Raw genomic sequence first — 15,088 nt, forward strand, 5'->3', positions numbered from 1 at the left:
CGGCCCTGCTACCGCTGTGTCGCTCCTGCTAGCGCTGTGTCGCTACTGCTGTGTCCCGGGCGGCATGCAGTCGCCCTCGGGCAGCCACCACTCGCCGATCTCGGCCAGGGCCTCGTCGCCGAACGGGTTCACCCCGGACCCGGCGGCCAGCGCGTGCGCGACGTGCACGTGCAGGCACTTCACCCGGTCCGGCATGCCACCCGCGGTGACGTCGGGGTGGGTGTCCAGCGGCTCGATCGCGTCGCGGGCGGCGAGGTAGGCCTCGTGCGCGGCCCGGTAGCGCTGCGCCAGCTCCGGGTCGGTGGCCAGCCGGTCCTGCATCTCCTTCATCCGGCCCTCGGCCTCGAGGGTCCCGATGCGCGACGACAGCCGCGGGCAGGTCAGGTAGTACAGCGTCGGGAACGGGGTGCCGTCGGGCAGCTTCGGCGCGGTCTGCACGACCGTCGGGTGCCCGGACGGGCAGCGGTAGCCGACGGCGAGGATGCCGCGCGGGGCACGCCCGAGCTGGTGGGCGACGGCGTCGAGGTCGGCCTGCGCGACGGGTCCCGGTTCGAGTCCGGGCGGCCGGGTCCGGCCGGGGTGGTGCGGGGTGTTCACCCCTTCATCGTCGCGGGTCGCCGGTGACGTCGCCCCAGAGGGTCCGGAACCAGGGGACGCCGGGCTCGGCCTGGCCGTCGGTGACGGCGGGCTTCGGCGGCTGCGGGTACTGGACGACGTAGGGGATCTCGCCGGGCGCGACGTAGTGCAGCCGGCTCCGGGCCTGGGCGGCGACCTCGGCCGGGTCGGACAGCCGGGCGCGGTCCGCCGACAGCCGGGCGACATCGGCCTCGAGTGCCTGCTGCTGCTCGCTGACCGAGGCGAGCTCCTGGCGCTGGGCGACGTAGTTGTGCAGCGGGACGGCGACGGTCAGCGCCAGTGCGCACACCACGATCGCCAGGATCGCGGCGCGCTTGGTCGACGACAGCCCGATCAGCCCGGTGGTCTTCGCGACGACCTCACCGGCGCGCGATCGGGCCCGCGTCAGCCGCGGGCGGCCCTGCACCGAGCGGGACGGGCGCTTGCGCGGCTCCCCGGCCGACGTGGTCGACCCCCGGGTCGGGGAGGTACGCGGCTTGCCGGAGCGGGATCGTGCACGCGACGACGACGGGCGGGCCCGGGTGCTGCCTCCGCGGCCACGCGTGTCCGCCATGCGTCCTCCCGTCCCCGTCCGGGCGATCCGGCTCGTCGCGGAACGCCGCCGGATCACCTGCGTGATCGGCCGGGTCCCAGGATGCCCCCCGATCGGGGTGCTGTCCCGGTGCCGCGCCGGGGGCTCCCGGCGCGGCACGGAGATCAGCCGTTCGGCCGTGTGGTCCGGACCGGCCGGGTGGTTCAGCCCTGGGCGGGCGCCTGGTAGCGCGGGAAGGCCAGCTCGCCGTTGTAGCGGGCGGCGTCACCGAGGATCTCCTCGATGCGCAGCAGCTGGTTGTACTTCGCGACGCGCTCGGAGCGGGCCGGGGCACCGGTCTTGATCTGCCCGCAGCTGGTGGCGACGGCCAGGTCGGCGATGGTCACGTCCTCGGTCTCGCCGGAACGGTGGCTCATCATGCAGCGGTAGCCGGCGCTCTGGGCCATGGTGACCGCGTCGAGGGTCTCCGACAGCGTGCCGATCTGGTTGACCTTGACCAGCAGCGCGTTCGCGGCGCCGCGGGAGATGCCCTCCTCCAGTCGCTCCGGGTTGGTGACGAACAGGTCGTCGCCGACGAGCTGGACCTTGTCGCCGATGGCCTGGGTCAGCGCCGTCCAGCCGTCCCAGTCGTTCTCGTCCAGCGGGTCCTCGATCGAGACCAGCGGGTACTCCGACACCAGGTCGCGCCACACCTCGGCCATCGCCTCGGCGGTGAGCTTCTTGCCCTCGAAGGAGTACTTGCCGCCCTCGTGGAACTCGGTCGCGGCGACGTCGAGGGCCAGGACGATGTCGGTGCCCAGCGTGTAGCCGGCGCGCTGCACGGCGGCGGCGATCAGGTCGAGTGCACCACGGGTGCCGCCCTTGACGTCCGGGGCGAAGCCGCCCTCGTCGCCGAGGCCGGTCGACAGGCCCTTGTCCTTCAGCTCGGACTTGAGCGCGTGGTAGACCTCCGCACCCCAGCGCAGGGCCTCGCGGAACGACTCCGCGCCGATCGGGGCGATCATGAACTCCTGCACGTCGACGGAGGTGTCGGCGTGCGCACCACCGTTGAGGATGTTCATCATCGGCACCGGCAGGACGTGCGCGTTGGACCCGCCGATGTAGCGGAACAGCTCCAGCCCGGAGGACTCGGCGCCGGCCTTCGCGACGGCCAGCGACACACCCAGCAGGGCGTTCGCGCCGAAGCGGGACTTGTCCGGGGTCCCGTCCAGGTCCACCAGCCGCTGGTCGACGAGCCGCTGGTCCACGGCCTCGACGCCGACCAGCTCGGGGCCGATCTCGTCCAGGACGGCCGCGACGGCCTTCTCGACGCCCTTGCCGCCGTAGCGGTTCTTGTCGCCGTCGCGCAGCTCGACGGCCTCGTGCTCCCCGGTCGACGCACCCGACGGCACCGCGGCGCGGGCCAGCGTCCCGTCGTCCAGCGCGACCTCCACCTCGACCGTCGGGTTGCCCCGGGAATCGAGGATCTCGCGCGCCCCGACCTGCTCGATGACAGCCACCGTCACTCCTGTTCACATCGCGGGTCGTATCGGTGCGTCAGCGTAGCCGCCGGAAGGCTCGTTCAGGGGGTGGTGTCAACCCCTCGCGCATCGCTCCGATCACACCTAACGTGGGGTGAACCATGAGCACTCGGCGAGCGAATCCCGGAGAGGGCACGGACCCGGTGGCCGCGTACCGACGCGCCGAGGGGCTGCTGTCGAACCGGCGCCCGCTCGAGGCGCTGTCGGAGCTCTCGGAGATCGTCGAGGAGTGCCCGAACGACGCGTCGGTGCACCTGCTGGCCGGGCGGGCCTACATCGACTCGGCGCAGCTGCAGCAGGCCGAGGCGTCGTTCGTCCGGGTGCTGGAGCTCGACCCCGCCGACCACTACGCGCACTTCGCGCTGGGCAAGACCTACCAGCGCCAGGGGCGCCTGCCCGAGGCCGAGACGCAGCTGAAGATCGCCGCCGCGATGGACCCGCGCCCGGAGTACCAGGAGGCGCTCGGCGAGGTCCGGGCGCGGATGGCGAACCAGCGGGACTGAGCGCCGGCCGCGTTACGGGGTCCGGACGTGGGATTCCCGACGCCGTCGGCCGGGACCGGGAATCCGTCACAGCGTGATCGGCTGACCACGCTCCGCCACAAGAGTGCGGACATATGCACTGATTGCCCGATATGGGGCCACAAACCGGCTGACCAGCCAGGACGCTGCGTCGACGGACGTCTTCCCGCCGCAGTGGGTGAAGGCTAGCCTTCGCTGGATTCCGTGCAGGCTGGCCTGACGGACCGGGCGGAGGGGGCGGGCATGGGAGGAGCCTTCCTCGCAACGTTCCTGATCGGCCTGCGCGAGGGCCTCGAGGCGACGCTGATCGTCAGCATCGTGGCCGCGTTCCTGCGCCGCAACGGCCACTCGTTGCGCCCGATGTTCCTCGGCGTCGCGCTCGCGGTGCTGATCAGCCTGGCCGTCGGGGTCGGCCTGGACCTGGTCTCCGCGGCGCTGCCGCAGCGCAGGCAGGAGATGCTCGAGACGGTCATCGGTGCGGTCGCCGTCGTCTTCGTGACCACGATGATCATCTGGATGAACCGCAACGCCCACAGGCTCAAGGGCGAGCTGGAGGCCGAGGCGCAGGCCGCGCTGCGCAGCGGCGGGTCGGCCGCGCTCGTCGCGATGGCGTTCCTCGCGGTGCTCAAGGAGGGCTTCGAGACCGCGGTCTTCCTGCTCGCCGCGGTCCAGGCCGCCGGTGGGAGCGGCTGGTCGGCGCTCGTCGGCGCGGCCGTCGGCATCGGCGCCTCGATCGTGATCGGCACGGCGCTCTACCGCGGGGCCGTCCGGCTCGACCTCGGCCGCTTCTTCCGGATCACCGGGGTGTTCCTGGTGCTGATCGCGGCCGGGCTGGTGCTGACCACGCTGCGCACCGCGCACGAAGCGGGCTGGGTCGTCATCGGCCAGCAGCAGGTCGCCGACCTCTCGGGCTGGATGCCGCGGACCTCGGTGCTCGGCGCCCTGGTCACCGGCCTGTTCGGGATCCCGGTCGACCCGCGCCTGGTCGAGGTGCTGGGCTGGGTGCTCTACGCCGTCCCGGTCCTGCTGGTCTTCCTGTGGCCGGCGTCGCGGATCCCCGCGCCGGAGCGCCGGCGCCCGCTGCTGCTCGGACTGGCCGGTGGGCTCGCCGTCGTCGCGCTCGCCCTGGTCCTGGCCGTCCCGGCCGGCGGCGACGACACCGCCGTGGGCCCCACCCGCACGCTCACCGACGAGGCGGGCCGCCCCGTGACCGCGACGATCGGGCCGGTCGCCGCGGACGGCACCCGGCCGCTGACCGTCGAGTCCGGCGGGCGCAGCGAGGTCGTCGCGCTGCAGGACACCGGCGACGGCCGGACCTGGGAGACCAAGGTGTCCGGCGACCCGGGCGAGACCGCTCCGGAGGTGACGCTGGGCCGCCTCGCCGAGCTGGCCGGCGGGCGGCTGCCGGTCGGGCTGTCCGCCGCGACCACGCCGGGCCCGTTCACCGCGCGCTGGAGCGCGAACACCGTCTACGACGCGCACACCCTGCCGACCGCGTCCGGCGGCGACGCGCTGGTCTCCGCCGCCTCGTCGACGACGCGGGTCGTCACGCTCTCCGGGGGCGGCCTGCGCTCGTCGAAGACCGTCAGCGTCGGATCGCTGGGCGCCGACTGGGCCGTCCCGCAGGCCGACGCCGACGCCACCACCGCCGCGGTCCAGGCCGCAGGCACCGACCGTGCCGAGCGGATGCTCTGGCGGGCGTGGCTGCCCGCCGTCCTGCTCGTCGCCGCAGCAGCCTCCGCCGCGCTCGCGTTCCGCAGCGGCCGGCGGGTCCACCGGGAACGAAAGGAACGGGCCCCCGCATGTCCGTAAGCAGCACTCCCCCGCGCCGCCTGCTCACCGTCACCGGGTTGCTGGCCGCCTCGGCGATGGTCCTGAGCGCCTGCGGCGGCTCCGACTCCGGTGCCGCACCGCCGGCCGGTGACGCGCAGCAGGGCGGCCCCGCCGCGGTCACCGTGACCCTGGCCAACGAGGGCGGCACCGACTCGTGCAAGCCCGACAAGGACTCCGTCCCCGCCGGTCCGGTGACGTTCACCGTCACCAACACCAGCGCCGCCGGAATCACCGAGGTCGAGCTGCTCAAGGACCAGCGGATCGTCGGCGAGAAGGAGAACCTCGCGCCGGGCCTGGCGCCGGTGTCGTTCACCGCCACCCTCGACGGCGGCGCCTACCAGCTCTACTGCCCCGGCGCGGGCACCGACCACGTGCCGTTCACCGTCACCGGGCAGGCCGCGGCGCCGCCGAGCGGGTCGACCCAGCAGATCCTCGCGCAGGGCTCCAAGGAGTACGCCGGCTACGTCAGCGGCCAGATCGACCAGCTCGCGACCGGCGCCGCCGCGCTCAACACCGCCGTGCAGTCCGGCAACGTCGAGCAGTCCAGGACCGCCTACGCCAAGGCCCGGACCTACTACGAGCACGCCGAGTCCAGCGTCGAGGGCTTCGTACTGCCCGGCTTCTCCGCCGAGGACAACGCGGGCAACCTCGACTACCTGATCGACATGCGCTCCTCCACCCCGGTCGACGACAAGGTCGGCTGGTCGGGCTTCCACGCGATCGAGCGCGACCTCTGGAAGGCCAAGAAGATCACCCCGCAGACCAAGAAGTACGCGGCGGACCTGGTCACCAATGTCGGCAAGCTGAAGTCGGTCGTCGGGTCGCTGTCCTACAAGCCCGAGGACCTCGCCAACGGTGCGGCCGACCTGCTCGAGGAGGTCCAGAACTCCAAGATCACCGGCGAGGAGGAGGAGTTCAGCCACATCGACCTCGTCGACTTCGCCGGCAACGTCGAGGGCGCCCAGCAGGCCTACGCGTCGCTGCGCCCGGGCCTGGTCAAGATCGACGCCAACCTGGTGCAGACGATCGACAAGCAGTTCGAGTCGGTGCTGTCGATGCTCGACACCTACCGCGACCCGTCGGCGCCCGGCGGGTTCAAGGTCTACACCCCTCAGCTGCGCGCGAGCGACGCGAAGAAGCTGACCGCGGCGATCCAGCCGCTGCACGACTCGCTCGCCGCTATCGCGCAGAAGGTGGTGTGACCAGCGCTGATGCGCGGAGGTGAGCAGAGCAGAGGGGGATCGGAGGACACGCCCCGCGGCGGGCCGTCCACCAGCCGCCGGGGTCTGTTGCGCGGCGCGCTGATCGGCACCGGCGGCCTCGTCGCCGGTGCCGCCGCGGGCGGTGCGACGGGCTGGGCGGTCGGCTCCGAGCCGGAGCCGGACACGATCGACCTGGGCCGCAAGTACCCGTTCTACGGCGAGCCGCACCAGGGCGGGATCGCGACGCCGCCGCAGCAGCACACGGTCTTCGCCTCGTTCCGGCTCGCCGACTCGGCCGGTCCGCGGGACCTGCAGGTGCTGCTGGCCAGGTGGTCGGCGTCGATCGCGGTGCTGCAGGACGGGCGCACGGTCGGCGCGGTGCAGCCGTCGTCGCCGGTGCAGCCGCCGCGCGACACCGGCGAGGCGTCCGGGCTCAGCCCGGCCGGGCTGACCGTGACGCTCGGGCTGGGGCCCGCGGTGTTCGGTGACCGGTTCGGGCTGGCCCGGTTCCGGCCGGCGAGGTTCACCGCGCTGCCGAAGCTCAACGGCGACACCCTGGACCCGGCGCTGACCGGTGGCGACCTGAGCCTGCAGGCCTGCGCCGACGACCCGCAGGTCGCCTACCACGCGATCCGCAACCTGGCCCGGATCGGCCGCGACGCCGTCGTCCCGTACTGGAGCGTGCTCGGGTTCGGGCGGGCCTCGGCCGGGCCCGGCCAGCAGACGCCGCGCAACCTGCTGGGGTTCAAGGACGGCACCCGCAACGTCACCACCGACGAGCAGTACTCGCGGTTCGTCTGGCTCGGCCGCGAGGACCAGCCGTGGGCCGAGGGCGGCACCTACCAGGTCGTCCGCAAGATCCGGATGCTGCTCGAGACCTGGGACACCGACCGGGTCGGCGACCAGCAGCAGATCATCGGCCGGAGCAAGGCCGAGGGGGCGCCGCTGTCGGGCACGACGGAGTTCGACACGCCGGACTTCGCGGCCCGCACCGCGTCCGGGGAGACCGCGATCGACCCGAAGTCGCACGTCGCGCTGGCCGCACCGGAGCACAACGGCGGGCTGATGCTGCACCGCCGCGGCTACAACTACACCGACGGCCTCACCGCGGACGGGTCGCTGGACGCCGGGCTGCTGTTCGTCGCCTACGTCAACGACCCGCGGAACTTCGTGACGCTGCAGAACCGTCTCGGCGCGAACGACCTGCTCAACGAGTACATCCGGCACATCGGCTCGGCGATCTTCCTGGTCCCGCCGGCACCGGCCGAGGGGCACTACGTCGGCGAGGCCCTGTTCACATGAGCGGGCCCGGCCCGTGCGTTCACATGAGCGGGCCCGGCCCGTGCGCGGCTACCGGCCGGACGCGCTGACCGCGCCTGCGGCCAGGCTCGCGTACTCGTCGGCGGCGTCCCAGACGTCGCGGGCGTAGGACATCGAGGCGTTGTAGGCCTTCACCCCGCTCCACCAGCCGCTGCCGCCGACGTCGCGGCCGTGTGCGCACAGGTAGCCGGCCGCGGCGAGGGCGGCGTCGTCGATCTGCTGCGGGTCGGCGACGCCGTCGCCGTTGCCGTCGGCGCCGTAGCGCTTCCAGGTGGAGGGCAGGAACTGCATCGGCCCGACGGCGCGGTCGTGCCGCGCGTCGCCGTCGAGCTTCCCGCCGTCGGTGTCGGAGACCGCGCGGGTGCCGCCGGTCGAGCCGTTGAGTGCGATCCCGATGATCGGCGGGCTGACCTTGCCGTCGTCGCCGAGCTCGGCGCCGCGCGAGCTCGCGTGCCGGGACTCGACGCTGCCGATGCCGGCGATCGTCGTCCAGCTCAGCCGGCAGCTCGGGGTCTTCTTGTGCTGCAGTACCTCGGCGTTGGCGTAGGCGCGCAGGACCCGCTCGGGGATGTCGACGTCCGGGGCGGCCGACCGCGCCCAGGCCGCGACGTCGGTGCCCGCGGGCAGCTGCGGTGCACCGCCCGGGGCCGAGCCGCTGGACCGGGAGGTGTGCGGGGTCGACAGGCCGTGCTCGGTACCGCTGCCGATCAACGCCCCGACCAGCATCAGGAAGACGATGCCGCCGATCGCGAGCAGGAGCGACTGGTTGCGCACGTGGCGCACGCTACCGTCAGTTGGTCCCAATGGGTGAGCAGGGGGTCACACGCATGTCGTAGCGGCCCAGTAGCGGCGCCACTGGTCCGCGGACAGGGCGTGCGGGTCGGCTCCGTCGGCCGCGGCGGCCTTCTCGGTGGCCCGCACCCGGGCGTCGAACTCGCGGGCGACGGTGCGCAGCGCGGCCTCCGGGTCGCCGCCGTCGAGCTGCGCGGCCGCGGCGAGACCGAACAGCCGCTCCCCCACGCCGTCGTCCAGGCCGTCTGCCACACCGTCGTCCACGCCGTGGTCCTCACTGCCGCCGCCGGGCAGCAGGTCGGCGGGGAACCCGGCCTTCGCCGTGCGCGAGGCCAGCTTCGCGGCGAGCGCGACGGCCGGCTGGGCGGTCGCGATGCCGTCGACGCAGGACTCGCGGCGCTTCTCGGCCTGCTTCAGCTCGTCCCAGCGGCGGTCCTGGTCGGCGGCGGTGTGCACCTGCTCACCGGCGGCGAACACGTGCGGGTGCCTGCCGACGAGCTTGTCGACCAGCCCGGTCGCGACGTCGTCGATCCCGAACGGCGAGCCCGGGTCCTCGGCGGCGACCCGGGCGTGGAAGAGCACCTGCAGCAGGACGTCGCCGAGCTCCTCGCGCAGCTCCGTGCGGTCCTCGTCCTCGATGGCCTGGTAGAGCTCGTAGCACTCCTCGACCAGGTAGCGCAGCAGCGACGCGTGGGTCTGCTCGGCGTCCCACGGGCAGCCGCCGGGCGAGCGCAGACGGTCCATCACGGCGACGGCGTCGAGCAGCGCGGCCCCGTCCGGCCCGGCGATCGCGGCGTCGTCGGCGGCGGGGTGCCCGGCCGGGACGAGCAGCACGGTGCCGTCGGGCAGTGCGGCGGGGTCGTCGCCGTCCCAGGTCCCGGCGCCTGCCGCGGTGCGCACACCCGGCTCCAGCTCGGCGGCGGCGAGCACGGCGGTCGCGGTGCGCAGCGCGGGCACCGCGGCGGCGGGCAGCGCGGCGGCCCGGCGCGGGCAGACGACGACGGTGGCGGCCACGGTTCAGCCCGCCTGTCCGGCCGGGACGCCGGCGGCCGGGAAGATCTGCGCGGCCTGCTCGGCGTCCGGGGCGGCGGTGAGCGACACCGGGTCCCACACGCCGTAGCGCGGGTTGAGCTGGACCCCGGTGCGCAGCGCGGTCGGGGTGAGCAGCAGGATCCCGGCCTCGCCGAGGGTCTGCGGGTCCAGCCGGCTCCCGACGGCAGGGCCTGCCGGCTTCGCATCGAGCTGCCGCTTGGTCACCCGCACGACCACCCAGCCCTGACCGGAGCCGAGCGGGAACGCCGCGACCTGCCCGGCCGGCACCCCGATCAGCGGAGTCAGCGCGGCCTGCGGGGTCTCCGCGGGCCGGATGTTCAGGTCCTTCTGCGCGGTGCTCGCCCCGGACAGCGCCTTCTCGGCCGCGGCACCGCCCGCGGCGAGCGAGCGGGCCAGGGTGACGGCCTCGTCGCGGGACCGGGCGACGGCGACGTCGGCGGTGACCGAGAGCCGGTCCAGCTCGCGGGCGGCGAGCTGGGTGGCGATCAGCCGGTCGCGGATCGCGGCGCGGGCCCCCCCGGCGGCCACCGAGGTGGACTCGACGGCCTGCGGGCCGCCGGCCTGCGCGACCGCGGCGTCGACCTGGTCGTCGCCGACGACGATGTTCTGCTCGGCCGCGGCCCTGGCCAGCAGGTCGCGCACGACGAGCTGGGACACCACGGCCCGGCCGACGTCGGCGCTGGACCCGCCGCGGGCCCGCAGGCCGTCGACGAGACCCGGCCGGGTCAGCACCGCGGTGATCGCCGGCTGGGCCTCGGACAGCGGGATGGTGTCCTGCCCGACGATCGCGGCCGCGTCGACGCGGTTCGGCCCGGTTCCGCAACCGGCCAGCAGCGCCCCGGCGACGGTCACCGCCGCGAGGAGCCTGCCCGTACGTGTGCGCACGCCGGTCACCTTCTCACGGTGGGTGTGGCGCCCGTCTCGCCACCCGGCCCGGGATCCCCGGCCGGCGGGTGGCCGAACCCGCGCTCAGCCGGCCGGAGCCGGGCTGGGGACCAGCTGGAGCAGCAGCTCCGCGCACCAGCCGAGCAGCTCGGTGTCCCGCAGCGGCGCCCCGCCGATCCGGCCGTTCTGCACCGGCTTGGGCACCGTGACCAGCTGGGCGGCCGGCTTGTACTGCGCCTTCGGGTACAGCCGGCGCAGCCGCATCTGCGCGGAGTCCGGCAGCGTGACCGGCCCGACCCGGATCTGCGACCCGGCGACGGCGACCTCGCCGATGCCCAGCCTGCGGCACAGCTGCCGGAACCGGGCGACCTCGAGCAGGTTGCGGACCGGGGTCGGCGGCTCGCCGTAGCGGTCGGTGAGCTCCTCGACGATCGCGGCCAGCGCCGCGTCGTCCGGGGCCTCGGCGATCTTGCGGTAGACCTCGAGGCGCAGCCGCTCGCCGTCGACGTAGTCGTGCGGGACGTGCGCGTCGATCGGCAGGTCCACCCGGACCTCGGCGAGCTGCTCGTCCTCGACCGAGGCGTCGGTGTCCCCGCCCGCCTGCTTGCGGAACGCGGCGACGGCCTCGCCCACCAGGCGGATGTAGAGGTCGAACCCGACGCCTGCGATGTGCCCGGACTGCTCGGCGCCCAGGATGTTGCCCGCGCCGCGGATCTCCAGGTCCTTCATCGCCACCGCCGCGCCGGATCCCAGGTCGGAGTGCTGGGCGATCGTCGCGAGCCGGTCGTGCGCGGTCTCGGTGAGCGGGTGCTCGGGCGGGAACAGGAAGTAGGCGTAGCCCCGCTCCCGGCCGCGCCCCACCCGGCCGCGCAGCTGGTGCAGCTGGGACAGGCCCAGGGTGTCGCTGCGCTCGACGATCAGAGTGTTGGCGTTGGAGATGTCCAGGCCGTTCTCGACGATCGTGGTGCAGACCAGCACGTCGAACTCGCGGTGCCAGAACGCGTTGACGGTGCGCTCCAGCAGCTCCTCGTGCATCTGGCCGTGCGCGACGGCGACCCGCGCCTCCGGCACGATCTCCTGGATCCGCTTGGCCGTCTTGTCGATCGTGCTGACCCGGTTGTGCACGAAGAAGACCTGGCCGTCGCGCAGCAGCTCGCGGCGGATCGCTGCGGCGACCTGCTTGTCGTCGTAGGCGCCGACGTAGGTCAGGGTCGGGTGCCGGTCCTCCGGCGGCGTGGTGATCGCCGACATCTCACGGATCCCGGCGAGGCTCATCTCCAGGGTCCGCGGGATCGGCGTCGCCGACAGGGTGAGCACGTCGACGTGCGCACGCAGCGCGGTGATGTGCTCCTTGTGCTCGACGCCGAAGCGCTGCTCCTCGTCGACGATGACCAGCCCGAGGTCCTTCCAGCGGACGCCGGACTGCAGCAGCCGGTGCGTGCCGACGACGACGTCGACGGTGCCCTCGGCCAGCTTCTCGATCGTCTCCTTCGCCTCGGCCGGGTCGGTGAACCGGGACAGCCCGCGCACGGTCACCGGGAACTGGCGCATCCGCTCGGCGAAGGTGTTGAGGTGCTGGGTGGCCAGCAGCGTCGTCGGGACCAGGACGGCGACCTGCTTGCCGTCCTGCACCGCCTTGAACGCCGCGCGCACCGCGATCTCGGTCTTGCCGAACCCGACGTCGCCGGAGATCACCCGGTCCATCGGGACCGCGCGCTCCATGTCCTTCTTGACCTCGTCGATCGCCGAGAGCTGGTCGGGGGTCTCGGTGTAGGGGAAGGCGTCCTCGAGCTCGCGCTGCCACGGGGTGTCCGCGCCGAACGCGTGCCCGGGCGAGGACTGCCGCGCCGCGTAGAGCTGCACCAGCCCGGCGGCGATGTCCTTGACCGCCTTGCGGGCGCGGCCCTTGGTCTTGGCCCAGTCGGCGCCGCCGAGCTTGTTGACCGCCGGCTGCTCGCCGCCGACGTAGCGGCTGATCTCGTCGAGGGCGTCGGTCGGGACGAACAGCCGGTCCGCGGGCTGGCCGCGCTTGGAGCTCGCGTACTCCAGCACCAGGTACTCGCGGGTGGCGCCCTGGATCGTGCGCTCCTTCATCTCGACGAAGCGCCCGATGCCGTGCTGGTTGTGGACGACGTAGTCACCGGGCTGCAGTACCGCCAGGTCGACGGCGTTGCGCCGGCGCGGGGTGGTCTTGCGCGGGGCCGCGTCGAGCCCGGCGCGCGACCCGGTGAGGTCGGACTCGGAGAGCAGGACCAGGCCGGAGCCGTCGACGGCGGGGGCGGTGAACCCGTCGGCCATCCGGCCGCAGGTGACGGTGACCAGGCCCTTCTCCGGCACCTCGGTCAGCTCGTCGATCCGGGTGGCCGGGACCTCGGCCTCGCGCAGCTGCTCGAGCGAACGGTCCGCGGTGCCCTCGCCTGCGAGCACCAGCACCGCCGCTCCCCCGGTCGCGACGTGCGCGCGCAGGTCGGTCAGCGCACGCTCGACGTCGCCGCGGTAGGACTCGATCTCCTGCACGCCGGGGACGAACACCTCGTCGTCGCCGGAGATCAGCGGGGACAGCGAGACGACGGCACGCCCGGTGGTCGTCGCGTGCTCCAGGGTCGAGCGCAGGCCGCGGTAGGCCGCGCCGGAGACGTCGATCGGGGCCTCGCCGCCGGAGCCGGTGGCCAGCCAGGAGGCCTCGAGGAACTCCTGCCCGGTGCGGACGAGGTCGGCGCAGCGGGTGCGGATGCGCTGCGGGTCGGCGAGCAGCACCCGCGACCCGGCGGGCAGCAGGTCGGTGAGCTGCTCCATCTCCTCGTCCTCGCCCACGAGGGCCGGGATGAGGGACTCCATGCCCTCCCCGGGGATGCCCTCGGCCAGCTTCTCCAGCAGCTCGCGCAGCGGGTTCGCGTTGAGCCCCGCGGTCTCCGGCTGCTCGCGGGCCAGCTCGGCGGCGCGCTCGCGGACCGGGGCGGTGAGCAGCAGCTCCCGGCAGGGCGGTGCGACGACCCGCTCGACCTCGCCGACCGAGCGCTGGTCGGCGACGGAGAACGAGCGCAGCTCGGAGACCTCGTCGCCCCAGAACTCGACGCGCACCGGGTGCTCGGCGGTCGGCGGGAAGATGTCGAGCAGCCCGCCGCGCACGGCGAACTCGCCGCGGGTGGTGACCATCTCGGCACGGGTGTAGGCCAGCTCGACCAGCCGCTCCAGCAGCTGCTCGAAGTCGTGCTCGTCGCCGACGGCCAGCGAGACCGGGGCCAGCGCGCCCAGCCCTGGCGCGACCGGCTGGATCAGCGACCGGGCGGCGGTGACGACGACCCGCGGCGCGGTGCCGGCCGCGGACAGCCGGTGGAAGATCGTCAGCCGGCGGGCGACGGTGTCCGGGCGCGGCGAGAGCTTCTCGTGCGGCAGCGTCTCCCAGGACGGCAGCACGACGACCGGGGCGCCCGCCGCGTCGTGCACGGTGTCCGACGCCGCGTCCGGCCCGGTCCCGTGCCCGAGCAGGTCCGACACCGCCGCGGCCAGGTCCTCGGCCTCGCGGTCGGTGGCGGTCACGGCGAGCACGGTGCCGTGCTCGAGGGTCTCGGCGATGCCGCCGGTGAGCAGCGGGCGCAGCGCGGACGGCCCCTCGACGCGGACCGCGGGGGTCTCCGCGACGCGGGTGTCGGCGTCCCGGGTCGCGTCGACGGCGGCGCGCAGGCCGCCGTCGGACAGGGCGGAGGTGAGCAGACCGGACAGGATGGCCACGGCGGCGCTGGCTCCTCGTTCGAGGTGGGGCTTCGGTGGCGCGCCGGGCGGCTCCGCCGGCGCGCAGGACAGACCCCTGCCCGGGCCGCGGAAGTGGCCCCCGCCCGAGCCGGAGTACCGGTGTCCGAGGGTACGCCTGACCGCTCAGAGCAGCCCGTCGCGCTCCAGGTTCGCCTCGTAGAGGTCCATCATCCGCTCCTCGTCGTCCCCGGCGGCGGCCGCGGCGTCGGAGTAGGCGGTGGCGTACCGCTCCTGGTTCGCCTCCCAGGTCTTCCGCGCCTTCTCCGCGTCGCGGCGCCAGTAGCCGAGCACCCCGTAGGACGAGGACGGCAGCTTCCGCACGTGGCGCAGGTTCTTGCGCGCGGCGCGGGTGGCCGCGGCCTCGCCGCCGACGTAGACGTAACCGGGCCCCCCGGGCAGGTGGAGGGTCTCGACGAGCTCGGCGAGCCTGCTGCCGTCCGGAACCGGTGCGACGCAACGGACGTCCGCACCGGCCGGGAACTCGGCGGGCATCTCGTCGACCTCCAGCAGGACCCGGGTGTCGATCCCGGCCGGGGTCTCGTCGACGATCCGGGCCAGCGCGGGCACCGCCGCGGCGTCGCCGACGAGGATCTGCCAGCGGGCGTCGGCAGGACGCCGGAACCAGCTGTGCGCCCGGGAGACGCCGATCTCGTCGCCGACGCAGGCACGCCGCGCCCAGCTCGCGCCGATGCCGCCGGCATGACAGACGAGGTCGATCGAGGCCTTGCGCCCGCACGGGCTGACCGTGCGCAGGGTGTACCAGCGGCCGAACTCGTCGCGGGTGCCGTCGGGCTGCGGGAAGTGGAAGACGCAGGCCTCGTCCGGGGCGCCGGGCAGCCCGACGCCGGCCAGCGCGTCGCCCTCGACCTCGGCCCGGACGAACGTGTCCGACAGCGTCCGCAGTCCGACGACGCGCACCGCCTGCGTCATGAGTGAGCCTCCCCTTGCTCGTACTGAGGGTCAGCTAACCACGGGTCACCCGCCCGGGTCCACGACGTATGCCGCACGGAACATCCGGACATCCGGGCGCGAATCCCCCGC

General features: G+C 74.0%; 12 protein-coding genes. 4 read left to right on the forward strand and 8 right to left on the reverse strand.

What is annotated here, in order from left to right; all coding sequences use genetic code 11:
- Nucleotides 1–42: 42 nt before the first annotated feature.
- The 3 genes from ACLE50_RS16685 to eno form a co-directional block, all read right to left on the reverse strand.
- On the reverse strand, nucleotides 43–597 hold the full coding sequence (locus tag ACLE50_RS16685) for a DUF501 domain-containing protein (RefSeq protein ID WP_410944488.1): 555 nt from the start codon (nucleotides 595–597) through the stop codon (nucleotides 43–45).
- 4 nt (nucleotides 598–601) lie between these two features.
- Nucleotides 602–1,189 (reverse strand): FtsB family cell division protein, encoded by a 588-nt coding sequence (locus ACLE50_RS16690; protein ID WP_410944489.1) that lies wholly within the window; start codon nucleotides 1,187–1,189, stop codon nucleotides 602–604.
- A 182-nt stretch (nucleotides 1,190–1,371) separates the two neighbouring features.
- Nucleotides 1,372–2,667, reverse strand: coding sequence for a phosphopyruvate hydratase (gene eno / locus ACLE50_RS16695; protein ID WP_410944490.1), 1,296 nt, complete (start codon nucleotides 2,665–2,667; stop codon nucleotides 1,372–1,374).
- 122 nt (nucleotides 2,668–2,789) lie between these two features.
- On the opposite strand from eno, the gene ACLE50_RS16700 reads away from it, so the two are divergent.
- From ACLE50_RS16700 to ACLE50_RS16715, 4 genes are all read left to right on the forward strand, one after another.
- On the forward strand, nucleotides 2,790–3,191 hold the full coding sequence (locus ACLE50_RS16700; protein ID WP_410944491.1) for a tetratricopeptide repeat protein: 402 nt from the start codon (nucleotides 2,790–2,792) through the stop codon (nucleotides 3,189–3,191).
- 261 nt (nucleotides 3,192–3,452) lie between these two features.
- Nucleotides 3,453–5,021: an iron uptake transporter permease EfeU gene (efeU, locus tag ACLE50_RS16705; protein WP_410944492.1), complete on the forward strand. Its 1,569-nt coding sequence runs from the start codon at nucleotides 3,453–3,455 to the stop codon at nucleotides 5,019–5,021.
- Nucleotides 5,012–6,244 (forward strand): iron uptake system protein EfeO, encoded by a 1,233-nt coding sequence (efeO, locus tag ACLE50_RS16710; RefSeq protein ID WP_410944493.1) that lies wholly within the window; start codon nucleotides 5,012–5,014, stop codon nucleotides 6,242–6,244. Before efeU ends, efeO begins: the two co-directional genes overlap by 10 nt.
- Nucleotides 6,245–6,253: 9 nt before the next feature.
- Nucleotides 6,254–7,546, forward strand: coding sequence for a Dyp-type peroxidase (locus ACLE50_RS16715; protein ID WP_410944494.1), 1,293 nt, complete (start codon nucleotides 6,254–6,256; stop codon nucleotides 7,544–7,546).
- Nucleotides 7,547–7,594: 48 nt separating this feature from the next.
- Here the strand turns inward: ACLE50_RS16715 and ACLE50_RS16720 are convergent, their stop codons facing one another.
- The 5 genes from ACLE50_RS16720 to ACLE50_RS16740 form a co-directional block, all read right to left on the reverse strand.
- Complete coding sequence (locus tag ACLE50_RS16720; protein ID WP_410944495.1) at nucleotides 7,595–8,338, reverse strand: lytic transglycosylase domain-containing protein; 744 nt, start codon at nucleotides 8,336–8,338, stop codon at nucleotides 7,595–7,597.
- A 45-nt stretch (nucleotides 8,339–8,383) separates the two neighbouring features.
- Entirely contained in the window at nucleotides 8,384–9,370 is a 987-nt protein-coding gene (locus ACLE50_RS16725) for a MazG family protein (protein ID WP_410944496.1), read from the reverse strand.
- A gap of 3 nt (nucleotides 9,371–9,373) precedes the next feature.
- Nucleotides 9,374–10,294 carry a peptidyl-prolyl cis-trans isomerase gene (locus tag ACLE50_RS16730; RefSeq protein WP_410944497.1) on the reverse strand — a complete coding sequence of 307 codons (921 nt, stop codon included), beginning with the start codon at nucleotides 10,292–10,294 and terminating at the stop codon, nucleotides 9,374–9,376.
- A gap of 84 nt (nucleotides 10,295–10,378) precedes the next feature.
- Nucleotides 10,379–14,017 (reverse strand): transcription-repair coupling factor, encoded by a 3,639-nt coding sequence (mfd, locus tag ACLE50_RS16735; RefSeq protein WP_410944725.1) that lies wholly within the window; start codon nucleotides 14,015–14,017, stop codon nucleotides 10,379–10,381.
- Nucleotides 14,018–14,170: 153 nt separating this feature from the next.
- On the reverse strand, nucleotides 14,171–14,977 hold the full coding sequence (locus ACLE50_RS16740; RefSeq protein WP_410944498.1) for a siderophore-interacting protein: 807 nt from the start codon (nucleotides 14,975–14,977) through the stop codon (nucleotides 14,171–14,173).
- Nucleotides 14,978–15,088 lie beyond the last annotated feature (111 nt).

This window comes from Pseudonocardia phyllosphaerae (genome assembly GCF_046546475.1).
GTDB lineage: Bacteria > Actinomycetota > Actinomycetes > Mycobacteriales > Pseudonocardiaceae > Pseudonocardia > Pseudonocardia phyllosphaerae.